The organism is Bartonella vinsonii subsp. vinsonii (genome assembly GCF_902825235.1).
GTDB lineage: Bacteria > Pseudomonadota > Alphaproteobacteria > Rhizobiales > Rhizobiaceae > Bartonella > Bartonella vinsonii.
Genome location: NZ_CADEAJ010000010.1, coordinates 30,383 through 56,606 on the forward strand (window position 1 = coordinate 30,383; position 26,224 = coordinate 56,606).

Here is a 26,224-nt window from a genome sequence, read left to right on the forward strand (position 1 = left end):
TTCACACAACCTTTCACACAACCTTTCACACAGGCGCTTCATGAATCTTCTTCACGCACAACATCTTTTGGAGCCACCGGCACAATCTCAACACGTGAAACAGCTTTCACCTCACCCCCAGCCTCTCCAGTCACTTGCAGAGGCAAAACCTTTGCAAGAAGCGAGAAAAAAGGCACCGGATTATTGAGGGCATGATACTGAAGATAAGAGACCAACCCATCCTCACCATAGTGATATCCAGCTTGCTCAGCAGCTGTAAGAAGAGCCTCATTAAACCGCCTTGTTGTTTTATTCAAAGCACCTTTTTTCCGCCCTCTTCGACGTAAGGGAAGACAATGTTCATCTACCATCATCATATTCCTTCCAATTAAAGAGAAATCCAAGCCTCAGGCATAAAAAATGACATGAAAATCAGCAAGGAAATTTCGAGAGCAACCAGCCATTTAAAAAAAAGGGACATAGCCTAAAAGATAAAAAACACGTACAAAGCACAAATCCTGCGCATTATTTTACAGATCAACGTTTTTACGCTTTTACACCATTACAGAATAAAGCCAAACGAAACCCCCATACCACCACCCCGCGCCGCTCTATCAACACTGGTCTGTCAATAATCATTCCTCTGCTGATTATTCCATACGGCTATCCCACACTTCAACGAATAGTGTTTCATCAAACACACCAGGTAAGCTCTGATCTACAATTCAACTTCAAAAAGCAAATGTTCCTCTGCAAAATAAAGCTTCCACCCCGCACCGATTTTAAACTATAGTCCAACCTCTTACCCAGTAAATTCCCCTACTAACATCAGATTACCGCCCCTCAAACAACCCTATTTTACGGTATAACAGAGTAAGAAATATTTTAATTTTTCTTGCCAATCTCCTGAAACTACTCTATTGATGGGCTTGTGTTTTTGATCGTCCACGCAACGGTCAAATAGGGAGTTGAAGACCCGAACGCTCAGTACATGAATTTATCCCGCTTTGCGGGTATCCCGGGATTCCGGGAGTTTTTACTATGTCCAGGTGTGATAAACACTAAAAGCAAAAAGCTGACTGAGCTCAGTATTTTCAACCTCCCGGAATACCAATGCGAGGGCGCTCGCAACCGGAGGGGGACTTTAAGTGCAAACCAAAAATCCACATTTTATCGAATTGCACACCATTGGATAAAGCTTCCACCCCGCACCGATTTTAAACTAGAGTCCAACCTCTTACCCAGTAAATTCCCCTACGAACATCAGATTACCGCCCCTCAAACAACCCTATTTTACGGTATAACAGAGTAGAAATATTTTAATTTTTCTTGCCAATCTCCTGAAACTACTTTACATTTTAAAGGTAATTTTGGTCGTCTACGCAGCGACCAAGAGGGATTAAAGGTCCTAAACCCTAGCGTACAATTAAACTCACTTTTGTGGGTGTCCCGGGATTCCGGGAGATTTTGCTATGTCCAAGTGCCACAAGCACTAAAAGCAAAAAGCTGACTAGGGTTCAGTACCTTTAACTCCCGGAATACCAATGCGAGGGCGCTCGCAACCGGAGGGGGGCTTTAAGTGCAAACCAAAAATCCACATTTTTCGATATGTTGATAGGGAAAAGAATCCGCCATAGACGCATTTCAATGGGGCTTTCTCAAAAGGAATTAGGAAGCCATTTGGGTGTCAGTTTCCAACAAATCCAAAAATACGAAAAAGGCTTCAATCGTGTAAGCGCAGGATGTTTACTAGAAATCGCTCAAAAACTAGAAGTTCCCATGAGCTTTTTTTATGCCGATATTGCTACAAAAGAAAATACCTCACACCATAATCAAGAAACCTACAGCGAAAAAGAACAGGCTCTTGTGAAAAACTTTAGAGAGCTCAAAGCGAAAAAACAAAAAGCAGTTCTATGGTTGATTTCTGATTAGGCAAAAGAGCACTCATCAATATTATTTGCCAATATCCCCCCTTACCCCAAAAGCTGCACACCATCATGAAATTCATAATGACGTTCTTACTTGCACTCTCCAGTGTTCTGTGTTGCCCTTACAACCCCAACCCCCTCTATTGCACAGTAGCAACTTTTGCCTTATACAGCAAAGCTCTTCAAAGCAGCTCTTTTTTCGCAACTTTTCGTTTGATAATTATTCGTTTGTGATTATTTGTGTGATTTGTTTTCACTTTGACAATACAGTCACTCTAACAATTCAGATTTAACAATTCAGGTTTCTCACACCAGAAAATTTCCAGAAAATTTATTGACATTCTCAATTATCAATACTCTTTTATATCGGTACTCTCTCAGACATTTTCTCTAAGATACACCGCCTCACTCCCCTACTGCGATGTTTAGCGGTACTCACTTTTCTGCTCGATACCCACTCCCCCGAACCTATCACATTGTTACATTGTCACCTTGGGCTTGATTCCACTCACCTCCCCAAGCGCGTTCACACCAGAAAAAACGTACAATTCCGATTGTATCATTATGATACTCGTTTAGATTTACCTTGTCAACTTTTTATATTCTTCCTGCCTTTATCCCCTCTTTATCATTGCCCGCCTTTTCTTGACATTCATCATTTTCTAAAGGGCATCATTTTCTAAAGGGCATCATTGTTTAAAGAGTGCCATTTTTAAAGGACCGTCCTTTTAAAACAACCTTTGTCGAAGCCTTTTCTTTTCATTCTTTTCAAGACTCTTGTTCACTCTTTTCAAGATTGTTGGGGTTCTTTTTTCTCTGCTTCTTGTTTGTCAGGGAGAAATACCAACTGCTCTCCTTCTTTGGCAATTGTCACAGTTGTTTCATCATGAATTTTACCAAACAAGATATTCTCAGCGAGGGGGTCTTGAATTTCCTTTTGGATAATGCGTTTGAGAGGACGCGCTCCATAGAGCGGATCATAGCCTTTATGGGCGAGGAATTCGCGCACTTCTGGTTTGATCTGCAAAGTTATTTTGCGTTCATTGAGCAAATTTTGCAAATGTTGTATCTGAATATCAACGATGGCTTCCATATCCTTGCGCTGCAATCTCTGAAAGAGAATAATCTCATCAATACGATTAAGAAATTCGGGACGGAAAGCAGCTTTTACCACATTCATGACATCATTTTTTGCCTGATCCGTTGTTTGTCCTTCAGGCAAAGCGGTCAAAAATTCAGCACCCAGATTTGAGGTCATAATCAACAAGGTATTGCGAAAATCGACAGTTCGCCCTTGGCTATCGGTCAAGCGCCCCTCATCCAGTACTTGGAGCAAGAGATTAAAAATATCAGGATGCGCTTTTTCGATTTCGTCAAACAGGATGACCTGATAGGGTCTTCTACGCACAGCCTCGGTCAGCACCCCTCCTTCTTCATATCCGACATATCCAGGCGGCGCGCCAATCAAGCGTGCTCCGGCGTGTTTTTCCATATATTCAGACATATCAATGCGCAACATTGCATTGGAATCTTGGAAAAGAAACGCCGCTAGAGCTTTGGTTAATTCAGTTTTTCCCACACCGGTAGGTCCCAAAAACATGAAAGAGCCAATGGGGCGATTGGGATCTTGCAAGCCCGCACGCGCACGCCGAACAGCCCGCGCAATAGCTTGCACAGCTTCGCCCTGTCCAACAACGCGGGTACTAATTTCGTCTTCCATACGCAGCAATGCTTCGCGTTCTGCTTCAAGCATCCGATCAACGGGAATACCCGTCCAGCGTGAAACAATCCGCGCAATATGTTCAGAAGTCACAGTTTCTTCGACCAGATGATTTTGCTGATCATCATTTTCAGCCATACTCAATTGTTTTTCGAGTTCAGGAATCACACTATAAGCCAATTCTCCAGCCCGTTGAAACTGTCCATCACGCTGTGCGATAGCCAAAGCATTGCGTGCTTCTTCTAGCTGTTTTTTCAAATCGGCAGCATGCCCTAATTTTTGCTTTTCGGCTTGCCAAGCTGTTGTCATTTCCGCAGACTGCTGTTCCAATGTTTTCAACTCGTCTTGCACGATCTCCAAACGCGCCTTTGCTGTTGGATCAACTTCCGTTTTCAAAGCTTCACGCTCAATTTTCAACTGAAGAATTCGCCGATCAATGGCATCCAGTTCTTCTGGTTTTGAATCGACCTGCATACGCAAGCGTGCCGCCGCTTCATCAATGAGATCAATGGCTTTATCGGGCAAGAAGCGATCAGTAATATAACGGTTCGAAAGCCGCGCCGCCGCAATCAAAGCGCTATCAGCCAAGCGTACTTTGTGATGTTGTTCATATTTTTCTTTAATACCGCGCAAAATAGAGATGGTATCATCCAAGGTTGGCTCAGGCACAAAAACAGGTTGGAAACGCCGTGCGAGAGCGGCATCTTTTTCGACATATTTGCGATATTCATCCAAAGTGGTTGCCCCCACACAATGGAGTTCACCGCGTGCCAGAGCAGGCTTTAACAAATTAGAAGCATCCATAGGACCATCGGATTTTCCAGCACCCACGAGATTATGCAACTCATCAATAAACAGAATGATCTGTCCATTTTCGGCCTGTACCTCAGCCAAAACAGCTTTAAGGCGTTCTTCAAATTCACCGCGATATTTTGCACCAGCAATAAGTGCCCCCATATCGAGCGCATAGAGTTGCTTATCGCGCAAAGTTTCCGGCACATCCCCATTGACAATGCGCAAAGCCAACCCTTCCACGATAGCGGTTTTTCCCACACCCGGTTCACCAATGAGCACGGGATTATTTTTGGTCCGCCGTGAAAGCACCTGAATCGTGCGTCGAATTTCTTCTTCACGCCCAATGACAGGGTCGAGTTTTCCTTCCCGTGCATCCTTTGTCAAATCACGGGCATATTTTTGCAAAGCCTCATATTGACTTTCAGCATGGGGGCTTGTTGCGGTTTTTCCCTTACGCAGCGCATTAATCGCCTGATTAAGCGCTTGAGGGGTCAACCCTCCCTTTGTTAAAATATCGGCTGTTTTTGCTGTTTTTTCCATCATAAGCGCTTGCAGCATACGCTCCACGGTCACAAACTGATCACCGGCTTTTTGTGCAAGATCTTCTGCCATGGCAAAAACCTTCGCCAACGGTTGCGACAAATAAAGTTGCCCATTTCCGCCTTGCACTTTTGGCAAAGCCTCAAGTGCCGCTGTAAGAGTCTTTTGAATGAGGGAGAGATCACCGCCCGCTTTTTGGATCAGCGAAGCAGCCAATCCTTGAGAGTCGTCTAACAAGACTTTAAGGAAATGCTCTGGCAAAAACTGCTGATGATCAGAAGCAAGAGCATGATTTTGTGCTGTTTGTAAAAAACCCTGTAGCCGTTCGCTATATTTTTCCAAGTTCATTTTTTTTCCTTAAATCTTAAAGACCACCACCGCACTTACCCCCCCCCAAGCACCGCACAAAAATATCTCAAAAGGATCAACCAAACCACGCAAAACACCGCAAAAGAGACAGCATGATGATGAAGAAGAGTCGTGCTAAAATGAATATGGGTCTTGACCAACGCCATAGCAAGAGGAAGTGGAGGACATACTCTGATTTTTCAAAAAAACCGTGCTTTTATATACCCCCCCAAAACACCTCCCCCAAACGCCTCCCCCAAACGCCTCCACACAATGCCTCCACACAATGCCTCTCTCAACACCCCATCGCCAAAGCCCCATCGCCAAAGCCCCAACATCAAATCTTCCCCCATCACCTCTCACCATCGGACACACAGTTTTCGTGTTTTTAAACACCTTACCTATTCTTCTTCGTCACTGATTTGGGGTGGTGGTGGCAAAATATAAGCCCCCGAAAGCCATCGATTAAGATCAATTGCGCGGCATCGTGTTGAACAGAAAGGATAAGCATTTTGTTGTGCCCTTTGACCACAAATAGGACAAGGGTGCGGAGGACGCATCGGAGATGTCTCTGGTGTTAAATTCGGCTCTGTAAGCGTTTGGAGCGCTTTTTCTTCTTGTTTTATTTTTTGTTCACACACCTTATTGATTTTTTTCACTGTTTGTTTTTTTTCATTCAGCCGCTCCCCTTTTTGTAGCTTTTTATCCTGTTCCATCGGTTTTTCCCGTTCATGCATTCATCTAGTAAATTTCCCTAGACCAATTTGCCAGAATTGGATAACGATAAGCCAACAAAAGATCCATTGTTTCAGCCAACGGCAATCCCACCACATTAGAATAAGAGCCAACGATATGGACCACAAAAGCCCCTGCTCTTCCTTGAATAGCATACCCACCGGCTTTTCCCTCCCATTCACCAGAAGCGATATAAGCCCTCATGACAGGAGCGGTTAATCGTTTAAAACGGACCCGACTTTCGACCAATTTGATACCTATTTTTCCGCTTTCATTGAGTGCACAAACGGCGCTATACACTTTGTGGCAACGTCCAGAAAGAAAACGCAAACATTCATAAGCTTCATCTTCACCCTTTGGTTTAGGCAAAATGACATTTCCCACCGCCACCACAGTATCAGCAGCTAAAATCACTGTTTTTTTCGCTGATGTATCTCCTTTATTGTTTTTGCTACACCACAGCAAAGTTTCTCGCGCCTTCAGCGCTTTTTCCTTTGCCAAACGTTTTGCAAGAGCTGCAGGATGTTCTCTTAATTTTGGTGTTTCATCCACATCGGTTGCGTGGACATAATGAGGATCAAGACCGATTTGTGCGAGAAGCGCCAAGCGACGCGGCGAAGCAGAAGCAAGCACCAACTGGATTTCTTCGGGAAGGTTTTTCCCCAAATTCGTTTTTCCTAAGAAGGTTTTCTTTAATTTTTGCATTCTCTCCCCTCAGGATGATCTTAAGCCACCATCCCCTTCATTTTGGCACCACGGATACCTTTCGTTGACTTTAAGCATTCTTTACGATTATTTTCATTTCTCATTTCTTCTTCTTTTTCATTTCTCATTTTGGAAGAAAGAAGAAACAAGATATTTTAGAAGCAAAAATGCTGCTTTTCATTTTCTGAAAAAGCAGCCATAATTTATTTATATCGATATGTAATACGCCCTTTTGTCAAATCATAAGGGGTCATTTCCACCATAATTTTATCACCGGCCAACACACGAATACGATTTTTGCGCATTCTTCCGGCAGTATGGGCAATAATTTCATGATCATTTTCCAGTTTTACACGAAACATTGCATTAGGGAGGAGTTCGGTCACGATACCAGAAAATTCCAAAACTTCTTCTTTTGACATAAACAAGTAATTCCTTTATATGCACATAATCCTTCAAGCTGTGCGTTATTTTTCAGTGTTCATACCTTATTTTCTTGGTTTTGTGAACAAAAATTCAACAAAAAGAACAAGGTTTTTCTTTTTAAAGGATACATCATAAGTTTTCTTTAATGAACTGAATTTCGTTTTCATAAATATTATAATAATTATTTAAAAACTAATAATTACAATTATTTCTTTTTATAATATTTTACAAGTATTTTTAATAAAATTTTTATTATACTTGTCTGATTAATTTAGTTATATATAAAATAAGAATGTCTTTATTATATAAATATTTTTAATATACTTATAAAACTTTTGAAAAGATCATTCTTTTTAAACTTTATTCTATTTTAAGAAGAATTTAAAAAGTAAAAGAAAATCTATATTTGTTCCACTATATTTTTAAAAAGCTTTAATCAATGATATTAACACCCTTTTATAAAGACTCATGAGCGCGTAACAACCTTTTTTCTCCGGCAAGTTCACCTTTTCCCTCACGCATCCAAGCCCTTCTTTATGCAAGCCCCTCCCACACCTTCTCCGACACAGCTCTGCATGTTTTATTTCCCCCTTTGCAACTCTTCACCGTTTTCATACTCTTCTCCTGTATGAAATTCCCTTTACAAAAGCACGCCCTCCCATATCGCCGCTCTGTTTTTTATTTCACGTTTTCACTCATTGACAGTTTTACAGAAAAAAACAAATCTTTAAAAACACATTTACGATATCATTTTCAACAACTGTTTTGAATCCCTCTATCTCCTTAAAAAACGCCTCTCTTTACTGTTGGCACAGGCCAACAAATATATAAAAAAAGGATAAAAAAATAACGGCACTCAGAGGAAGCAATAAAAATGCATTTTATAGAGGAGATGAAAAATCTGAATGAATCTCCCAAGAATTTTTTGCAAAAGAGTTTTGTGCAAAAAAAGAGAGACGGAATTTTTGCTATTTCCGTCTCTTTATAACTAAGATGTTTATTCGGAAAATTAAAAGGAAAGTTTATAAAAAACGCTTTAAGATGATGAAGAGGACCAGTTTGACAACAATTCATATCTTACAGGGTCATCAGCACATTGGCCACTTCCACATTCAAGTATGGTAGAAATCAAGTTTGCTGCAATCAAAAAGACAAATAAGAAACTTGCTGTTCTATTGAAGATCGGTAACGGAGAAAACACTTTAACTTTGTGTGCCAATTCCCCTAAAATCATAGCGACAGACACTCCAAGAATACAAAGCAGTGAAATAATGAGTGCCCAAGTATAAAAATGTAATCCAAAGAATGTTGAACCATAGCCAAGATCATCTGGTGTGATATGCAAAAGCACTTGCCGGACAGCGACAGCACTAGTTACCATACAGCCCAGAATCACCATACCATAATGGGTGTGTTTCACCTTATGATGAATATTGAGCAAAAATCCACAACCTGCCAGCATCAAACCAACGCGTTGAAGGAGACAAAGCGGACAAGGTAATTCGAATTTTACCAGTTGATAATAAAAGGCTACCAACAAGACAATAGATAATCCAATAAGCCCTAAGGTATTCATAAATATAACGAAATGAGGGTTTTTTTGTTCAACATTTTCCATAATTATTCTCTCAAAAAGACAAGTTTAAGGTAGAAGTTGCGTGATGATTAAAAGTGAGAAGAATGACAACGAGCAAGATTGCCCATAAGGCATAACTTATATTTTTTTTCCCACACACTGTTGTTACGGCTGCACCTAAGGCAATTAAAAATGGAAGAAACATAGCTTTAAAGTCTCCTTATCTTATTATCGATATGTAAAATATTACAAAATTGGGCAAAAAAGAGACCCTAGATTTATTATTCACAATTCACCCTTAATTGTCTTTACAAGAGTAGAGAAAGCAATGGGGTATGTAGAGCACATAAAGAGAATATCAACACAAGTATTTGACTGTGTCTTTCCCTTTAACACTGAAGAATAAAGGAGCTCTTTTTCCTAAAAATGGAAGCATCCTTGAAGCGGCAAAGTAAGCATTACAGGCGAATGCCACGCTTTTTACATCTCTGATTTTTTAGAAAGACCTATTTTCCTTATTTAACGCAGTTTTACCATAAAAAATTCTTTTTCATGATAAGCAAGAGTTTATATTACTATACTCTTTTGAACTCTTGCTCCCCTTTTTGCCAACAAGCAATACAAACACCACCAGCAGACATCACCAGCAGACATCACCAGCAAACATCACCAGCAAACATCACCAGCAGACACCACCAGCAGACATCACCAGCAGACATCACCAGCAGACACCACCAGCAGACATCACCAGCAGACATCACCAGCAGACATCACCAGCAGACATCACCAGCAAACATCACCAGCAAACATCACCAGCAAACATCACCAGCAGACACCACCAGCAGACACCACCAGCAAACACCACCAGCAGACATCACCAGCAGACATCACCAGCAGACACCACCAGCAGACATCACCAGCAGACATCACCAGCAAACACCACCAGCAAACACCACCAGCAAACACCACCAGCAAACATCTTCTATTTTGAATAAAAAATTTCCAAGAGAATAAACTGCAAGCCAAAACAGAAATACCTTTCTCTTATCCATAATGAAGGATTTTCTGCAAAAGAACCCTGTTAAGAGGAAAAGAACGATCCGTCATCCTTCTACCAAACTTCTGGCATCTCCCAAAATTCTGGAAACATTCTATTTATGAAATCTGTAACACACTAAAAAAACTGTTGTTTTATGATGAATTGACTTTGCAAAGAAAATGTAAAACTCTTAAAGAAGAGAGAGTAAGAATCGCAATAAATACCTAAGATAGGGGTTGGTAAATGACGAAAAAATCATGTGATGTAGCGATTTTAATGGGCAGCCAATCGGATTGGCAAACAATGCGTCATAGTGCGGATATATTAAGCTGTCTTGGGATTTCTCACATTTCGCAGATTGTCTCAGCCCACCGAACCCCCGAACGGCTTTATGAATTTGCGAAAGGGGCTAAAGCAGCAGGTTTTAAAATTTTGATTGCTGGCGCAGGAGGTGCAGCACATCTTCCTGGTATGTTAGCAGCACTTACACCTCTTCCCGTTTTTGGTGTCCCTGTGCATTCACAGGCTTTATCGGGTCAAGATTCCTTACTTTCGATTGTGCAAATGCCCGCCGGCATCCCCGTTGGCACATTAGCGATTGGCAAAGCCGGCGCGATTAATGCAGCGCTTTTGGCAGCAGCCGTTATGGCCATTTACGATGATAAGCTAGCACAACGGTTAGAAGATTGGCGTCAACAACAAACGGCCAATGTTGCGCAAACTCCAGTCACTGAGGTTTAAAATGACACAATCTACACCCAGCGCATCCGCCACACCCAACACATCCACCACACCCAACACATCCACCACACCCAACACATCCACCACACCCAACACATCCACCACATCCAACACATCCAACACATCCGCCACATCCACCACATCCAACACATCCACCACATCCAACACATCCGCCACACCCAACACACCCAACGCATCCGCCACACCCAACACACCCAACGCATCCGCCACACCCAACGCATCCGCCACACCCAACACACCCAACGCATCCACCACACCCAGCGCATCCGCCACATCCATCACATCCACCACACCCAGCGCATCCGCCACATCCATCACACCCATCACACCCATCACATCCAACACACCCAACGCATCCGCCACACCCATCACATCCATCACATCCGCCACACCCATCACACCCATCACATCCGCCACACCCAGCGCATCCACCACACCCAGCGCATCCACCACACCCAGCGCATCCTCTTCATCCACTCCATTGCCTCCGAAAAGTGTCATTGGCATCATAGGTGGAGGACAGTTAGCACGTATGTTAGCCATAGCAGCAGCAGAATTAGGATTTCGAACGGTTATTTTTTGTCCTGAAGCAGATTGTCCAGCAGCACAAACAGCGAATGAGCATGTTGTTGCACCCTATGATGATACTTCGGCATTAGATCATTTTATTTCTCTGTGTGATGTTGTGACCTATGAGTTTGAAAACCTTTCGCTACAAACGGTTCAATACGTAGAGAGCGCCAAAAATGTTTATCCCTCTTCCAAGGCGTTGGAGATTACGCAAGATCGGCTTTTTGAGAAGCAATTTTTGCATGAGCAAAACATCTGCACAGCATCGTGGTATGCTGTAGATGATTTTGCTTCTCTGCAATCAGGGCTTTCTGCATTAAAGGGGCGTGGTCTTTTGAAGACACGTCGTTTTGGCTATGATGGGAAAAACCAGATAATGCTGGATCAGCCAGATAAAAAAAACCTTAATAAGAGCTTCAAGGCTTTTAAAGAACAACCCTCGATTTTAGAAGAAATTGTCCCTTTTTTATCGGAAATTTCGGTTATTTCAGCACGCACAAAACAGGGAGAGCATATTTTTTATGATTGTCCTGAAAATCAGCACAAAAACGGCATTCTTCACAAATCCTTTGTTCCATCGCGGATTCCACTTAACGTACAAAATGTTGCGCAAGAAATAAGCGTCACAGTGATGGATGCATTGGATTATGTAGGCGTTCTTTGCATTGAGTTTTTTGTCCTAATAGATGGGGAGCTTTTAGTGAATGAATTGGCACCTCGTGTTCATAACTCTGGTCATTGGACGCAAAAAGCGTGCGTAACGTCACAGTTTGAACAGCATATCCGTGCTATTTGTGGACTTCCCCTAGGCAGCACCTACCGTCATAGTGATTGTCAAATGACGAATCTTCTTGGCAATAATCTGAATGAGATCAAATATTTTCTTAAGCAAGAACGTACATCGCTCCATTTATATGGAAAAAGCTCGGTTCAGCCGCTTCGGAAAATGGGGCATGTTATCCAACTAACGGGACCAGCCAGCAAACCTTGTGAAACCCAACGAACCTTGTGAAACCAACAGCAAAATCGTGACACATGACACATGACACATGACAAGAGCATCGCACTAAAAGGCTTTTATACGGAATCCTCTTGTTCTTAAAGACCAATGCTCTGCTAGTTATATTATTGCCTTAAGCTCGGCAATTAAAAGAGACCGGATCAGGGTGCTTACTCTTAAAAAAAACAAACTAACAGAGACTGGCGTTATACCAATGCTCTGCTCGTTTATTATAGCCCTAAGCTCGGCAATTAAAAGAGACCGTATCAAGGTGCTTACTCTGTTAAAAAAACAAACTAACAAAAATTGGCACTATAACAATATCATATTCTCAGGATTTTTGTCAAAAAAATTTATCATAATACGTTAATGAGATAACCGATTAAAGAATATGTCATGAACTCTAGCGATAAAAATAACTTTTAATAAACTTCAAGAATCTTTTCAATTTACAATTAAAGACACGCACCATACCAAAGATAAGGCTACTCATAGAGAAAGAAGCCAGGTCTTGTGGTGGTATGCCTCAAGCATGCTTTTGCATGCCTCAAACTCCTGAATATCTCTAACAAACTTGAAACGCACAAGCTTTTCTACAGCATAGCGACTCTTTATCGAGCACAGATAAAATACCCATTTTCTTGTTTTTTATTCCTCTAGGATACCCCTCCATACGCATCAGGAGAAACGCTCTTACTTGCCTCTAGCACCACTTTCTGATGATCTAACCCTTATCACGAACTTTATCCCTCCTCCCAAAGAGGTCCAGTTTTCTTCTCAAACACTCTGTCCTTCTCCCACACAGCTTGGAAAACATCCTATGAGAGAAAATGGCATTGTTTTCACAATCATCATTCACAACAAAAAACGCAATAGAGATACAATACATTATATTGAATATTGATTTATAATGCCAAACAATGATGCCCTCCCGTTAGGCAAAGGATTAGACAAAGCTGTAAGAACAAAAATTGGGCTCTTGATCACTGAACAGCTGCATAACTTGGTCTGTTGAGTATTTTCTAAAACAAACGGAAAAGCCGCCCTTAGTCTCACTATTGCTCTGAAGCAAGCCGCACCCCATGCACTTTAGCGCGCAAAAATGAGCAGCGCCAAGAAAATGCATGGAAAATTTTTACCCACTTCTCCACCTACCCACCCACCAACTTTCCCACCTACCCACCTACCTACTTGCCCACCTACCTACTTGCCAACTTAAGTGTCGTCTTAGTGCCAGCGCCAATAAAACCCATACTTGGTGTAAAACGCATAGCTAGATAATCTTTATCGCATTTGTTCTTCTCATTTTCCCTTTCGTTTAAAGTGCCAAAACAATACATAAGAGCAATACACACTTGACAAGGAGAAGCGTTTTTGTTAGAAGTGCCGTAAATTTTTTTGCAATTTTCACTTATTTGTCGTGTGCATAAAGTATGTGAAGACGTTCTTTTGAAAGTGCGTTTTTCTTTTGGTGTTACAGTAAAAAAGTGAAGAATGTTATAGTGCGATCACAAGAGTCCAATACAGCTGAGAAGCGGATGTCGTGTTGCCAAGGAAGTGATATCATATTGCCAAAAGGCTAATGTCGTATCGCCAAAGAGCTGATGTTGTATTGCCAAAAGGCTAATGTTGTATTGAATAACAATACGGTGTTAAGGCACTCATAGTGGAGATTATTTGGGAAAGCTTGTCAAATCAAAGCGTTGTCAAATAAAGTATTGGAACAGTGATTTTTACGTTATGACATTCATGTGTTTATGACATTGATATGTAGAGAGAGACGGTGAGTATAATGAAAATTAAGAATTCGCTTAAAGCATTGAAGGAGCGCCACCGTAACAATCGTTTGGTGCGTCGTAAAGGTCGTGTTTATATTCTCAATAAGACGAACCCTCGTTTTAGAGCACGTCAAGGTTAAGGATTTTGGGTCTAAGGGCTTTTGTGCCTGCTTTTTCGCGGGCATGAAGTTTTTTTATCTCAGGAAACTTTTTTTGAGCATTTATTTTTGGATTACAAATCCAATGTTTTTTACTTTTAGAGAAACTTTCTTTATGTGTTGTATTTTTTTAAAAGCTCTGCGATTGCGGAGCTTTTGTTTTTTCCAGCGTCATTTTTTGTTTTCTTTTGCGTGTTTGCTTTCTTTTTTCAGCAATTTTTGTTTTATTTCTGTTGGGGTTGGGCAAAGCCCTCCTTCTCTTCCTGAAGATCGTCCCTCTCCACAATTGCTTTTGCCGTTCGATGAATTAATCCCCAGCCAACGTCCATCGGCCCCAGCAAATTCTGATTCGTCTGCAACGATTTTAGAAGATTCTGATTTAAACGCCTCTCCCCAGAGCGACAGAGCGAAGCAGCGTAAAGAGGCGGAAATTTTACGTTTATTGAAAGAATTGAAATTTTGTGCGAATGTTCATGAAGCAAAAAAAATAAGTCAACAACTTCAACATTTATGGACACAATCGGGCAGTGAGACGGTTGATCTTTTGATGTCATGGGCTGAAAATGCGATTAATACGGACAATTATGGTCTTGCCCTTGATTACATTGATAATGCCCTTGCGCTTGAACCTCACTATGCTGAAGCTTGGGTAAGACGTGCATGGATACACATTCAACTGAGTGATTTTAAACTTGCCATGCTCGACCTTAACCATGCTCTCACGCTTGAGCCCCGCAATTATCTTGCTTTTTTTGAGCTTGGGGTAACCATGGAAGCAACACAACGTCCACAACTTGCTCTTAAAGCGTATCAACAAGCACTTGAATATTATCCGCAAATGCAAAAGCTTCAAAAGCGCGTTGAAGATCTTTTAGAGGAACAATCGCCGCAAGCCCTTTAAACTTGCCATGCGCAACCTTCACCATGCTCTCACGCTTGAGCCTCGCAATTATCTTACCTTGTTTGAATTAGGCTAACCATGGAAGCAACACAACGTCCACAACTTGCTCTTAAAGCGTATCAACAAGCGAGTGAATATTATCCGCAAATGCAAAAGCTTCAAAAGCGCGTTGAAGATCTTTTAGAGGAACAATCGCCGCAAGCCCTTTAAATTTGCCATGCACAACCTTCACCATGCCCTCACGCTTGAACCTCGCAATTATCTTACCTTGTTTGAGCTTGGGGTAACTATGGAAGCAACCAAGCCGCCACAACTTGCTCTTAAAACATTGAAATGCCCTTGCATTTCCCCCACCCATGGCAAAGTCTAAGAACAATGCATATAGCTTCACATAGCACAGCTTAAGCTTGCCAACCATGCTCTCACACGCAAGCTATGCGCGCCAAAAGCTCTTTAAAATTGGGAAATCCCTGTAGAGAGAGAGATTGCAGCAAAAATCATTCCTCAAAAAATAATATAAAAATGTGAGCTTCCATTTTATCTCTAGCTGAAAATCACAAACTGCTTTATAGTGCGGGCGGGTGTTCTGCGCTTCTCGACAGGAAATAACGTATTCCTGAGACCTTAGTGATCTCCTAGGGAGCTGTCCCTGATAAAGCCCGTGGGCTTTTTCATATGGCGCCCACCTATTAATTTAGGTTCCCGGGATCAACTTTTTCCATCGGCTGTTGTGGATCACCTTTTTTGTGGTGTAATGAAGCAAATTGCACTGACATTTTTCAAGAAATGATATTTTTCAAAAAAAATGTGAGAAGCTTTAGAAATTGAGGGGACCTTTATTTTGTTGCAACAACACACGATACGAAGAGAAAATGGAGGCCCGCCACAAAACATTGACGAAACAGAAATGTACAAAAGACCATCTCCTTCACCGGTTCGTGTACAGCTGCGCAAAATTGGCTTATCGCAAGGTACTGCTGCTCTTTTGGCATAAAAGCGCCCTGTCTGTTCGTAGCACACCTGTTCAAATTTATAAAAAGAGACATTCTTGCAGAAACAAATCCGCAGCAATACATCCAATGATTAATGAAAAAATGGGATTGAGAAGACAATGGGCACAAAAAACCTTGCTTCACCGAATCGCGCACAGCTCCGTAAAATTGGCTTATCGAATCGTGATGCCCTTATCGAGCAGACGCACGCTGTTTTTTCACAGCGTGCCTGTTCACACGCGATTCAATATTTTGAAGCAAAGGGAGAAGATTTTTCGCGCATGATTCTGGCTGGCTATTGGCCAATTAAATCGGAAATTGATCCCCGTCCTTTATTGGATGCCATAGCATTACGCGGTGGACGTTTAGCCTTACCGGTCGTGCTTGATTCCACCACCATGGTTTTTCGTGCCTTTTCACAAAGCACGCCGTTAGAGCCGATGCGCTTTGGCACCTTTGGTCCTAGTGCAGACAATGCTGTTGTAGTACCCAATGTTATCCTTGTACCACTTTCCGCGTTTGACAAACACTGTCACCGTCTTGGCTATGGAGGGGGATATTATGATCGCACGGTTGAAGTTCTTGAAAAACAAGGACATAAGATCACCTTATTAGGTATAGGTTTTTCGTGTCAAGAAGTTGAATCCATTCCTCATGCAAAACATGATCTTGTTGTGCAGGGAATTTTTACAGAAAAGGGTTTCTTAAAGCGTTAAAGTATGATTAAAACGCCTATGCGTTTTTTATTTTTAGGTGACATTGTTGGAATGACAGGTTGTAACGCTGTTTTTGAACAGCTTCCGCAACTGGTTAAGAAATGGCAACTTGATTTTGTCGTGGTAAATGGTGAAAATGCTTCTCACGGTTTTGGTATCACGCAAGAGACTTATCAAGATCTTTTAATGGTGGGAGTTGACGTTGTAACGACGGGCAATCACGCTTTTTCGTGCAAAGAGACATTGCATTATGCGCATGAGAGCGATCGTTTTTTACGTCCCGCTAATTTTGCGCCAAGCAATTTTACGAAGGGGACTCCCGGCAAAGGTTCAGGACTTTTCACAGCCAAGAATGGTGCACGTGTGCTTGTTGCGAATCTTTTGGGGAGCGCTTTTATGCCGTGCAAGGTGACAGATCCCTTTGAAATGGCTGAAAATATTGTATGTGCGTGCTCTTTGATGGAGCAAGCAGATGCGATTATTTTTGACTTTCACGCAGAAACGACGAGCGAGAAGCAATGTCTTGCACATTTTCTTGATGGTCGTGTGAGTGTTATTGTTGGAACGCATACGCATATTCCCACGGCTGATGCGCAAATTTTAGAAGGCGGCAGTGCATATTTAACGGATGCGGGAATGTGCGGAGATTATAATTCATCTCTTGGCATGGATAAGGAAGAACCCTTGCATCGTTTTCTTTATAAGAAGAAGCAAGGGCGTTATGAACCAGCCAAAGGACCAGCGACACTTTGCGGTTTAGCGGTTGAAATTTCAGACCGCACAGGGTTAGCGGAAAAGGTTTCAGCTGTACGGATTGGTCCTCATTTAAAGCCTGAGAGTCCAGATTTTTGGTAACATCTTTTGTGCACTTGTTGATGGGGTGCTGCTTTAGAAAAGAGGCTTTCAAGCCCCCCAAAAACCTGTCTTACCCAAACATTTGCCTCATACAAATGAAAAGGATGCGAGCACCACGGTGACAAGATTGGCGCCAACAACAAACCACCCGCCAACAACAAACCACCGCCAACAACAAACCACTCACCAGCAGCAAACACCCGCCAACAACAAACCACTCACCGGCAGCAAACACCCGCCAACAGCAAACACCCGCCAACAGCAAACCACTCACCAACAGCAAACCACTCACCAGCAGCAAACACCCGCCAACAACAAACCACTCACCAGCAGCAAACACCCGCCAACAACAAACCACTCACCGGCAGCAAACACCCGCCAACAGCAAACCACTCACCAGCAGCAAACACCCGCCAACAACAAACCACTCACCGGCAGCAAACCACTCACCAGCAGCAAACACTCACCAACAGCAAACCACTCACCAACAGCAAACACCCCACCAGCAGCAAACCACCCCACCACAAAACAAGGCAATGTGTCGTGGAACACGCGTGAATGATAAAATTTTTTATGATTTTTAAAATGGAGAGAAGGAGGCTACCACTAGGATATTTCTGCGGGGAAACATGAATAACCCCCTCCCTAAAGAGTTTCATATATAACAATTTACGATTGCACAAGAGAATTTTTAAAAATTTTTAGTGTCCTGAGAAATGAGCCACAAAATTGCCTTTTGTTTTTGAGGTTTGAGCTCTCTAAAATTTTTCAGGAGCAGGTATTCCTTTTTGTTAGAGAGTGCTTCGTCACAATGGTATGGGGCATTTTCTTTTATTGAGATATCGGTATAAAAAAAGAAAATAGGCACATCGAGGATATCGGCAACTTCTTGCAAGCGTCCAGCGCCTATACGATTCTGTCCTTTTTCGTATTTTTGGATTTGCTGGAAAATTATCCCTAACTGATGCCCTAATTGTTTTTGAGACATTCCCAACATTTCTCTTCTAAAGCGAATTTTTCTACCAATAGAAATGTCATTGGAATGCGGCTTGTCGGATTTCACTGGTTAACGCCCCCACCGGTTGCGAGCGCCCTCGCATTGGTATTCCGGGAGTTAAAAGCACTGACCTCGAATCAGCTTTTTGCTTTTAGTGTTTATCACACCTAGACATAGCAAAAACTCCCGGAATCCCGGGATACCTACAGAGTAGGCTAACTTTATATTTCGAGGGTTCGGGCTTTTAACCCCTATTGATCGTTGCGTAGACGACCAAACTCACAAGGCTATTCATAAGGCAATTTCAGGAGATTGTCCATAAAAATGAAAATATTTGAGACATTCCCAACATTTCTCTTCTGAAGCGAATTTTTCTACCAATAGAAATGTCATTGGAATGCGGCTTGTCGGATTTCACTGGTTAACGCCCCCCGCCGGTTGCGAGCGCCCTCGCACTGGTATTCCGGGAGCCTGAAAGCACTGAGTTTGGATCAGCTTTTTGCTTTTAGTGCGTATCACACTTGGACAGAGCAAAAACTCCCGGAATCTGAGGAAGACCTACAGAATAAGCGCATTCTCATGTGAAAATTGAAAGCTGTAGTTCCCCCTCTTGATCGCTTGCGTAGACGACCAAACGCACAAGAATTACGCATAAGGTAATTTCGGAAAATTGGCAATAAAAAGAGTCTTTGTTTGTTTTTTTATGAAAGAGATCTGCTTCTCAAATTCTCCCGCTCTCCAAAATCACCAGTCCCACCTTTCTTGAGAAGACCAACAAAGCTTGGCTTTTAAAGAGTCAAACGCCCCCCCCAAAGAGGCGTCCCCCAAAGAGAGACCCCAGAAGAGCACCCCAAAATCTCCCCCAACCGCCTCATCAAACAGCAGAAAAAATCCCCCGAAAGGACCCTGCGAAGAGAAGTTCCCACGAAGCAGGTCCCCACGAAGCAGGTCCACGAAGCAGGTCCACGAAGCAGGTCCCCCCGAAGCAGGTCCCCGAAGCAAGTCCCCACGAAGCAGGTCCCCGAAGCAAGTCCCCACGAAGCAAGTCCCCGAAGCAAGTCCCCGAAGCAAGTCCCCGAAGCAAGTCCCCGAAGCAAGTCCCCGAAGCAAGTCCCCGAAGCAAGTCCCCGAAGCAAGTCCCCGAAGCAAGTCCCCGAAGCAAGTCCCCGAAGCAGGTTTCTCCCGAAGGGGGATTAAGTTGTGACGCGTTGAATGTCAGCCCCACAATGGGCTAATTTTTCTTCTAATCTTTCAAACCCGCGGTCAAGGTGATACACACGGTTGACGATTGTTTCCCCCTGTGCAGCCAGAGCGGCAATGACAAGAGAAACGGAAGCACGTAAGTCCGTTGCCATCACGGGAGCCCCTTGCAGTTGATCTGTTCCGTAGACGGTCGCGGTTTGCCCATCAAGTTTGATCTGAGCACCCAAACGGATAAGTTCCTGAACATGCATGAAACGATTTTCAAAAATTGTTTCAGTGACATGGGCGATTCCCTGAGCCCGTGTCATCAAAGCCATGAATTGTGCTTGGAGATCCGTTGGAAAAGCGGGATAAGGTCCTGTTGTGATATCAACAGGCATGATTTTTGTTTTGAGCGGATTTCGTTTAACATAAATTCCTTGCGGTTTTATTTCGATATCGAGTCCGGTTTTTTGCAACACCTTGAGCACTTGGGTCAGATGGTTAGGGTTTGCATTTTTAAGCAACACTTCCCCCCCTGTCATAGCCACAGCCATAGCGTAAGTTCCAGCCTCAATACGATCAGCAATGACACGGATTCGCGCACCATGGAGCTTTTTCACGCCTTCGATGGTGAGTGTTGTTGTCCCTTCACCAACGATTTTTGCCCCCATGGCATTGAGGGTGCGAATAAGATTTGCCACTTCTGGTTCACAAGCCGCATTTTCGAGAACGGTTGTCCCCTTTGCCATTGTTGCTGCCATAAGCATCACATGTGTTCCCCCAACTGTGACTTTAGGAAAACTGTAGTGAGCACCTTTTAACCCCCTCGGGGCTTTCGCATGGACATAGCCATTTTCGAGCGCAATATGCACCCCTAAAGTTTTGAGTCCCTCAAGAATAAAATCGACAGGTCTGGTTCCGATAGCGCATCCACCAGGCAAAGAGACATAGGCCTCTCCACATCGAGCAAGCAGAGGACCAATCACCCAAAAGCTTGCGCGCATTTTTTTCACCAATTCGTATGGAGCACGTGTCGTGGCTATATTTTGAGCGGTAAAATGAATTGTTCTTGAATCCCTATAATCACTATTGATTTCTTGCCCATCGACAGCATATCCAACACCATGATTATTAAGAATACGAATAAGCAATTCGACATCAGCAAGATGAGGAATATTTTCTAAAGTGAGTGTTTCTTCGGTGAGCAGTGACGCAATCATGAGAGGCAATGCGGCATTTTTTGCCCCTGAGATCGGGATAGTCCCGTTAAGTTTTTTCCCACCAATAATTTGAATAGAATCCATCGTGCTTTCTTTTCCTTTGATTTCCCCTCCAAAGGTTTTGCTCCCTTAAGAAGTTATTTGTTATAGTTTTCCAACAAACTCGTTGTTTTTAAAACGAATTCTTCCTATTAAAATGATCAGTGAGAGATTTAGTTGCAAAAATGCCTTATACGGCATTTTTTAAGTCTCTATTTGCGCTCTTTTTCGACTTTGCTCTTTTCGACGTTTCAGATTTTGTCGCAATTGTTGCGCCAGTCTTTCTTGTCGGCGTTTTGCTTTTTCGTCTTGATGATGAACTTCTTCTTCTTTTTGTTTCATTTCTTTCATTGCGCAACCTTTTGGGCAGTATTGAGCTTTTCTAAAGCAACTCACGGGCTTTTTATAAGAAACATTTTGTCATGACACAAAAGGTGTTTTCTTTCAAGAAGACACAAATGCTCTCTTGCCTATTTTATGACAATATGGCACAAGACAGCGCAAAGATTGAAAAGCGCTGCGGTAGCTCAGTGGTAGAGCACTCCCTTGGTAAGGGAGAGGTCGAGAGTTCAATCCTCTCTCGCAGCACCATTCGACACAGCATTTTTGCCAATCTCTGTTTTATAAGTCTCTGTACCCCCCCGCGCGCCAAAACTTTCACTCCCCCCACCACCCACAGGTTCAACTCCTTACGTGACATCAAGGAAATCACAATGTTGTAACGTTGGGTTTTAGCATTGGGTTTCAACGTTGGGCTTCAACACTGGAATTCAACACCAAACGGATCCATTTTTTCCCCAGTTTATTCTGATTCTCCTCCCAAATCTCCTTCTCGTACCTCTCTCCAAAGCCCCCCATCACACTCCTCCAACACGAAACCTCTCCCCTTACCTCCCCACACTTAAAGCCAAAGCCCTCCAATATCCCCCCATCACAACACCACCTCTTAAGCCCTACTCTTTCCCAAAGCCCCCCAAGCGCACTCCTCCAACACAAGACGCCTACACTCAAAACCCCACTCTTGCTCCACCACCACCCCTCAGTTTGTGCATTCTTCTCTTGCATGTTTTTGCCTTATCCCCCACTGTTCTCCCTTCTATGATATTTTCCATTCTCACACCAACAGACTTCATTTGCTGGACCATCCTCTCCAAGGCATCATTAAAACGGTGCATTTCACTTTCAAGCTTGCGAATATAAACCTCATCACGATAAGCGCGCTTAATGAGAACCGGCATATCCGGCCAATAGAGCATTAAATCGATCCATTCACGTTGGGCAATCCATAATCCTCCCTGACATTGCGCTTTATGCTCTTCCGGAAAACCTTTTTGCGTGAAGTGCGGAATAAGAATTTCAGGTTTTTTGGTTTTAATTTCCAAAACGCCATCTTTTCCAATAAAAGCATCGGGAGAAAAACCTTTCATACGGTCATCCGCCAGAACAAACCCAATGCATTCAGGCTGCGTGTGCGTGAGAGTCCCATAAAGCTGCCGTGCCTGTGGTTCCAATTCTGTTCCGCGTCGCATAGCAAGCGTTGTCCCCTCATCGACGATTTTTCCAGTGATTCTTTCTCCAGCAAGTTTCATCATCACGGCATTATATTTTGAAGTTTTTTGCCCCTGTTTTTTTTGTGCCATCACCATTTCAAATAAAGAAGCAGTGATCAAACCTTTACGCGCCTGCTGCCATTCCTCTGTTCCCTGAATACAATCGACAATAATTGGCATAACCTTTTACCCCCCAATTTCTATTGCATTTTTTGCTTGCAACATTCTCTTTTGTAACATCGGCTCTTTTTGCGATGCACCTTTTCCACTACAGGCCTGAAACATCATAAAACATCAACCTCCTCCCCCAAACTTACCCCGCATACCTCCCCCAAAAACAAACACTTGCCCTCTCAAAACAGCTAAACACAGCAGCTAAGGCACAAAAGCTTTACACATTTTGATTTGAAAACCATTCATGGAAACTTTCCAGTCCCCATGAACATCCTAAAAACCTTGAATTCCCCTCTTTCCCCACCCCACATGCATGACCTCCCCAAGCAATGCAAAACGCAAAACACACCTCCTCCCCCAAACTTACCCCGTATACCTCCCCCAAAAACAAATGCTTGCCCTCTCAAAACAGCTAAACACAGCAGCTAAGGCACAAAAGCTTTACACATTTTGATTTGAAAACCGTTCATGGAAACTTTCCAGTCCCCATGAACATCCTAAAAACCTTAAAGCAGGTTACATTCCCCCCCCCCACATTTATTAGTTCCCCCCCCATTTATTAGTTCAAAGTCTCTTTGCAATCATACTGTTGCGCAATGTCTCATCGTGCTCTTGCACAATGTCTCATCGTGCTCTTGCACAATGTCTCATTGTGCTCTTGCACAAGGGAAAAATCATTTCGGAGATATTGCTCCGCCAAATTTTTCGCGACACACTCCGCCGCCTGCTGCGATATGAAGAAGACAGCATTGTGTTTTTGTGGATCGAGTCTGATTGTGTTTTTGACCTTTCCAGCATAGTAAAGTGGAATTCCTTGATAAAAAGTCTGAAGATACCCCCCCATGCTTTTCACCACCAGTAATCGTTCAAGACATCACATGGACGCAAACGGTGCTGTTTTTCGTAAGAACCATAGCGATTATCTTCATAATCCCGCGCGACTTTTTCCTCTAAACACACATGGTAAGCATCACTATTGAGAATAAATGGCTGAAGATGTGTATTTTCTTCGTCGATTTCATGATTTGCGACATAAATATCTGCAAGTTCTTCAGTGACATCTTCTGCATGAAGAGTGGTGAGATCAAGACGCAAAAGTCTTTGAACTGTTTCATACTCTTCAATAATCTCGAGCACTTCTTCGATTTGTTCGAGAGGCCCCTCATAGGCATCACTTTTTTCATCTTCACAAAGAATGATGATAATTTCATCCTCTTTAACGAATGGAATATTTTTCATAATTTCCCCCCATTTCGATAGTTGATAAAGCACAGCTTTGTCTTGACAAGGCTGAATATAGCGTTACTCTTATATCCTCTATGGGAGAGATGTCAATTATTTTATCCTTAATAAAAGATATATTTTTAATCTTTACGACGTTCAAAGGACATATATGAACAGAAATTTGTTCTCTTTTTTTTGCCTGCTGTCCTTGTATTGTTCTCTATTTGTTCTTACCCACCACAACCACAAACAGACAGGAGAGCTAAAATGAGTGATTTAAAATTGATAGAATACTGGAGCAGTCTTGATTTAAAAACACAGAAAGAACTTATTTTGCTGCTTCGCTTGTTGGTCTCCGCAAAAGAGTCAAGACAGCCTGTCTCTCTTCAGGAGAGAGCTTTGAAATAAGCTCGATAAATTCTTTATCTTCAGGGCTCGCCCCTTGTCCATAGAGGATATAATTCATAGTGATATTAATTTCGTGACAAATGCGCGCGAGGGATTCGATTGTAGGTTCTTTTCCTTCAGAGAGGATAGAATGAAGGTACCCAGCCCCTTTACCGGCAGCGAGGGAAACAGATCTTTTTGAGCGTCCACTTTTTTCAAGTGCAGCATTTAATCTTTCACGCCAACCATCGATATTCATAGTTTCACCATATAGCGCGTCTTTTAAAAAAAACACGTCCTTTTTGTAAAACGGGCTTGCATTATCCTTTAAAAAGGATAAAATTAAGACAACAAATTTTATTTTTTAGGGAGGAATAAAAGTTCATTTTCGAATCAAAAGAACAGTTTATTACCCTAAAGGATGCCAAAAGGCGTCCTCCCCAAGCCCCCCAAAAGCCCATGCGTTTAGAAGTCTTGTCCTCTTTTTTTCCCATGTTTTATTTGTCATCTACGTAATCTCAAACTGTAAAGTTGCATGCATCTCCGCATAGCCAATGACTTGTTAGACTTCATAAAGAAACAGCTCAAGAGTCATCATAAACAGAAAAAATCGCAAAAAACCGCAACACTTTGTCTCAAAGTGTAAGAACTTTCACGGAATACACAAAAACGCTGTTCCTGATTTTATTGCCAATGGAAATGTCTCAAAAAAGAAAGTGAATTGAAGTATGAAACACGCCAATCACCAAGAAACTCCTCAGTATGAATCGTCTAGGCTTCCTTATGTTTGTTGGTATCAGAATGATTTTCTAGGGGGAGTACGTGGAATGCGTGCCCATGAAATTGGGATTTATACGATTCTCCTTAATGAAATGTATGCACGCGGCCGTCCTCTAGAGTTATCGGTAGAACGTTTAGCGCGTCTTTGTGGTTGTGACAAGCGAACTTTTGTTAATGTTTTAGAAATGCTGATAGAAGAGGGAAAAATTTTAAATTTAGCCAATGGCTTATGGAATAAGCGTTGTGAAACGATCTTTCAAGAGCGGGCAAAATTGCTTGAACAGAAATCCTTTGCGGGACATTCTTCAGCAAAAAAACGCAAAGAAATCAATGCGAAGGTTCAACACCTGCTAAACGAGCGAACAAGAGATGATGAACAAAACTCAAAAGCTCAGAAGGGAGAAGAAAAAGAAACACCTAACGGTGTTTCAAAAAAGGAATTTTTTTTAAAGGAGCCAGAGGAAGAGCAAACGGCAACGAGTCTCCGTTCTCCCCCCACATCCAGTAAGCCTTCAAAGAAATCTTCACCAGAGACATCTCATAAACAAGCTCTCACATCCCTCCCACCAACCTCTAGTGAAACAGCTCTCCATGGATCAGTTCTCCATGGACCAACCTCTGATGAAGAGGCAAAGAACGACTTTGCGAAGGGATCTTCTCCCTTACCCTCCTCTCACGCGGCGCCAGAAAACACAGCGGAAACCCCAGCGGAAAACACAGCAGAAACCTTGCCCTGCTCAAATACAACCACAAAAAACGCATCCGATTCGAGCAGCCAAGCCAAGAGCCACCCAATTATATCCAAAGCCACATCAAAAAGAGCAAACCCTAGGGGACACCGTCTTCCAACCGATTGGCAAGCAGACATGAGCGCGGCAATTTCAGAAGGTTTGAGTGAAGAGCAAGCGCGTTGGCAAGAAAAGAAATTCCGTGACTATTGGCATGCCAAAAGCGGCAAAGACGCATTGAAAGTCGATTGGCAAGCCACATGGCGCAACTGGTTTCGCCGAGAAATTGAACGCACAAAAGCATCAAGTACAGAAAAGTTTTTCTCAACGCGCGCCATTAATGCCCTTAAACCTCCCTGCGCCTTTGCCCATTTCAAGCCATCAAGAAAATCCTCAACACATAGCAGAGAAGGTGTA

26 protein-coding genes, 1 tRNA gene, 1 other RNA gene and 3 pseudogenes are annotated in these 26,224 nt (G+C 42.7%); 15 read left to right on the forward strand and 16 right to left on the reverse strand.

The features are described from left to right. Window positions 1-38 precede the first annotated feature (38 nt). Window positions 39-353 (reverse strand): hypothetical protein, encoded by a 315-nt coding sequence (locus J7R12_RS07360; protein ID WP_208439043.1) that lies wholly within the window; start codon window positions 351-353, stop codon window positions 39-41. Between the two features lie 1,205 nt (window positions 354-1,558). On the opposite strand from J7R12_RS07360, the pseudogene J7R12_RS07365 reads away from it, so the two are divergent. Beyond that, window positions 1,559-1,911 (forward strand): annotated as a pseudogene (locus J7R12_RS07365) (helix-turn-helix domain-containing protein). A gap of 786 nt (window positions 1,912-2,697) precedes the next feature. Here the strand turns inward: J7R12_RS07365 and clpB are convergent. The 7 genes from clpB to J7R12_RS07400 all read right to left on the reverse strand — a co-directional run bounded on the left by clpB (window position 2,698) and on the right by J7R12_RS07400 (window position 8,957). Further along, window positions 2,698-5,310: an ATP-dependent chaperone ClpB gene (gene clpB, locus J7R12_RS07370; protein ID WP_126603853.1), complete on the reverse strand. Its 2,613-nt coding sequence runs from the start codon at window positions 5,308-5,310 to the stop codon at window positions 2,698-2,700. 200 nt (window positions 5,311-5,510) lie between these two features. Beyond that, on the reverse strand, window positions 5,511-5,663 hold the full coding sequence (locus J7R12_RS07375; protein WP_164713738.1) for a hypothetical protein: 153 nt from the start codon (window positions 5,661-5,663) through the stop codon (window positions 5,511-5,513). A 48-nt stretch (window positions 5,664-5,711) separates the two neighbouring features. Then, window positions 5,712-6,047: a DNA gyrase inhibitor YacG gene (yacG, locus tag J7R12_RS07380; RefSeq protein ID WP_126603854.1), complete on the reverse strand. Its 336-nt coding sequence runs from the start codon at window positions 6,045-6,047 to the stop codon at window positions 5,712-5,714. Between the two features lie 4 nt (window positions 6,048-6,051). Beyond that, window positions 6,052-6,750, reverse strand: a complete 699-nt coding sequence (locus tag J7R12_RS07385; RefSeq protein WP_126603855.1) for a Maf family nucleotide pyrophosphatase — start codon at window positions 6,748-6,750, stop codon at window positions 6,052-6,054. A 203-nt stretch (window positions 6,751-6,953) separates the two neighbouring features. Continuing rightward, on the reverse strand, window positions 6,954-7,172 hold the full coding sequence (gene infA / locus J7R12_RS07390; protein WP_004857577.1) for a translation initiation factor IF-1: 219 nt from the start codon (window positions 7,170-7,172) through the stop codon (window positions 6,954-6,956). A gap of 1,040 nt (window positions 7,173-8,212) precedes the next feature. Next, complete coding sequence (locus J7R12_RS07395; RefSeq protein ID WP_004863027.1) at window positions 8,213-8,794, reverse strand: disulfide bond formation protein B; 582 nt, start codon at window positions 8,792-8,794, stop codon at window positions 8,213-8,215. Between the two features lie 10 nt (window positions 8,795-8,804). Continuing rightward, the gene (locus J7R12_RS07400; protein WP_004863025.1) at window positions 8,805-8,957 is read right to left on the reverse strand and encodes a DUF5993 family protein; all 153 of its coding nucleotides are present in this window, start codon (window positions 8,955-8,957) and stop codon (window positions 8,805-8,807) included. Window positions 8,958-9,337: 380 nt separating this feature from the next. On the opposite strand from J7R12_RS07400, the gene J7R12_RS07405 reads away from it, so the two are divergent. After that, the gene (locus J7R12_RS07405; protein ID WP_208439041.1) at window positions 9,338-9,766 is read left to right on the forward strand and encodes a hypothetical protein; all 429 of its coding nucleotides are present in this window, start codon (window positions 9,338-9,340) and stop codon (window positions 9,764-9,766) included. 268 nt (window positions 9,767-10,034) lie between these two features. Then, window positions 10,035-10,532 carry a 5-(carboxyamino)imidazole ribonucleotide mutase gene (gene purE / locus J7R12_RS07410; protein ID WP_126603857.1) on the forward strand — a complete coding sequence of 166 codons (498 nt, stop codon included), beginning with the start codon at window positions 10,035-10,037 and terminating at the stop codon, window positions 10,530-10,532. On the opposite strand, the gene J7R12_RS07415 is transcribed toward purE, so the two are convergent. Beyond that, on the reverse strand, window positions 10,470-11,030 hold the full coding sequence (locus J7R12_RS07415) for a hypothetical protein (protein WP_164713712.1): 561 nt from the start codon (window positions 11,028-11,030) through the stop codon (window positions 10,470-10,472). The genes purE and J7R12_RS07415 overlap by 63 nt on opposite strands. Here J7R12_RS07415 and J7R12_RS07420 point away from each other — a divergent pair. The 10 genes and pseudogenes from J7R12_RS07420 to J7R12_RS07460 all read left to right on the forward strand — a co-directional run bounded on the left by J7R12_RS07420 (window position 10,957) and on the right by J7R12_RS07460 (window position 18,085). Continuing rightward, entirely contained in the window at window positions 10,957-12,135 is a 1,179-nt protein-coding gene (locus J7R12_RS07420; protein WP_126604064.1) for a 5-(carboxyamino)imidazole ribonucleotide synthase, read from the forward strand. The two genes, J7R12_RS07415 and J7R12_RS07420, sit on opposite strands and share 74 nt — an antisense overlap. A 685-nt stretch (window positions 12,136-12,820) precedes the next feature. Then, a complete protein-coding gene (locus J7R12_RS07425) occupies window positions 12,821-13,027 on the forward strand; it encodes a hypothetical protein (protein ID WP_208439042.1) in 207 nt (68 codons plus the stop codon). 888 nt (window positions 13,028-13,915) lie between these two features. Then, window positions 13,916-14,041: a type B 50S ribosomal protein L36 gene (gene ykgO, locus J7R12_RS07430; RefSeq protein WP_004863016.1), complete on the forward strand. Its 126-nt coding sequence runs from the start codon at window positions 13,916-13,918 to the stop codon at window positions 14,039-14,041. Window positions 14,042-14,144: 103 nt separating this feature from the next. Next, a complete protein-coding gene (locus tag J7R12_RS07435) occupies window positions 14,145-14,960 on the forward strand; it encodes a tetratricopeptide repeat protein (RefSeq protein WP_126604065.1) in 816 nt (271 codons plus the stop codon). Further along, window positions 14,956-15,170 (forward strand): annotated as a pseudogene (locus J7R12_RS09230) (hypothetical protein); the annotation flags it as partial. The gene J7R12_RS07435 and the pseudogene J7R12_RS09230, both read left to right, overlap by 5 nt. Before the next feature lie 370 nt (window positions 15,171-15,540). Continuing rightward, a non-coding RNA gene (gene ssrS, locus J7R12_RS07440) (6S RNA) lies at window positions 15,541-15,701 on the forward strand. Between the two features lie 100 nt (window positions 15,702-15,801). Beyond that, window positions 15,802-15,954 carry a hypothetical protein gene (locus J7R12_RS07445; RefSeq protein ID WP_164713740.1) on the forward strand — a complete coding sequence of 51 codons (153 nt, stop codon included), beginning with the start codon at window positions 15,802-15,804 and terminating at the stop codon, window positions 15,952-15,954. Between the two features lie 117 nt (window positions 15,955-16,071). Then, the gene (locus J7R12_RS07450; RefSeq protein WP_126603858.1) at window positions 16,072-16,668 is read left to right on the forward strand and encodes a 5-formyltetrahydrofolate cyclo-ligase; all 597 of its coding nucleotides are present in this window, start codon (window positions 16,072-16,074) and stop codon (window positions 16,666-16,668) included. 3 nt (window positions 16,669-16,671) lie between these two features. Next, window positions 16,672-17,523 carry a TIGR00282 family metallophosphoesterase gene (locus J7R12_RS07455; RefSeq protein WP_234924855.1) on the forward strand — a complete coding sequence of 284 codons (852 nt, stop codon included), beginning with the start codon at window positions 16,672-16,674 and terminating at the stop codon, window positions 17,521-17,523. Between the two features lie 127 nt (window positions 17,524-17,650). After that, window positions 17,651-18,085, forward strand: coding sequence for a hypothetical protein (locus J7R12_RS07460; protein WP_164713741.1), 435 nt, complete (start codon window positions 17,651-17,653; stop codon window positions 18,083-18,085). 129 nt (window positions 18,086-18,214) lie between these two features. Here the strand turns inward: J7R12_RS07460 and J7R12_RS07465 are convergent, their stop codons facing one another. The 3 genes from J7R12_RS07465 to J7R12_RS07475 all read right to left on the reverse strand — a co-directional run bounded on the left by J7R12_RS07465 (window position 18,215) and on the right by J7R12_RS07475 (window position 21,315). Further along, on the reverse strand, window positions 18,215-18,511 hold the full coding sequence (locus J7R12_RS07465; protein WP_234924856.1) for a helix-turn-helix domain-containing protein: 297 nt from the start codon (window positions 18,509-18,511) through the stop codon (window positions 18,215-18,217). A gap of 1,202 nt (window positions 18,512-19,713) precedes the next feature. After that, window positions 19,714-21,009 carry a UDP-N-acetylglucosamine 1-carboxyvinyltransferase gene (gene murA, locus J7R12_RS07470; protein ID WP_126603860.1) on the reverse strand — a complete coding sequence of 432 codons (1,296 nt, stop codon included), beginning with the start codon at window positions 21,007-21,009 and terminating at the stop codon, window positions 19,714-19,716. A 159-nt stretch (window positions 21,010-21,168) separates the two neighbouring features. Next, a complete protein-coding gene (locus J7R12_RS07475) occupies window positions 21,169-21,315 on the reverse strand; it encodes a hypothetical protein (RefSeq protein ID WP_164713742.1) in 147 nt (48 codons plus the stop codon). A 165-nt stretch (window positions 21,316-21,480) separates the two neighbouring features. Between J7R12_RS07475 and J7R12_RS07480 the strand changes: the two genes are divergently transcribed. Then, window positions 21,481-21,555, forward strand: a tRNA-Thr gene (locus J7R12_RS07480). A 416-nt stretch (window positions 21,556-21,971) separates the two neighbouring features. Here J7R12_RS07480 and J7R12_RS07485 read toward each other — a convergent pair. The 4 genes and pseudogenes from J7R12_RS07485 to J7R12_RS07495 all read right to left on the reverse strand — a co-directional run bounded on the left by J7R12_RS07485 (window position 21,972) and on the right by J7R12_RS07495 (window position 24,558). After that, the gene (locus J7R12_RS07485; protein ID WP_126603861.1) at window positions 21,972-22,694 is read right to left on the reverse strand and encodes a lambda exonuclease family protein; all 723 of its coding nucleotides are present in this window, start codon (window positions 22,692-22,694) and stop codon (window positions 21,972-21,974) included. 649 nt (window positions 22,695-23,343) lie between these two features. After that, a pseudogene (locus J7R12_RS09065) lies at window positions 23,344-23,532 on the reverse strand (hypothetical protein); the annotation flags it as partial. 5 nt (window positions 23,533-23,537) lie between these two features. Next, complete coding sequence (locus J7R12_RS07490; protein WP_126603863.1) at window positions 23,538-23,927, reverse strand: hypothetical protein; 390 nt, start codon at window positions 23,925-23,927, stop codon at window positions 23,538-23,540. Window positions 23,928-24,240: 313 nt separating this feature from the next. Further along, a complete protein-coding gene (locus J7R12_RS07495) occupies window positions 24,241-24,558 on the reverse strand; it encodes a helix-turn-helix domain-containing protein (RefSeq protein ID WP_126603864.1) in 318 nt (105 codons plus the stop codon). Between the two features lie 469 nt (window positions 24,559-25,027). On the opposite strand from J7R12_RS07495, the gene J7R12_RS07500 reads away from it, so the two are divergent. Continuing rightward, the coding region (locus tag J7R12_RS07500; RefSeq protein WP_234924857.1) for a YdaU family protein at window positions 25,028-26,224 on the forward strand (1,197 nt) is incomplete at its 3' end.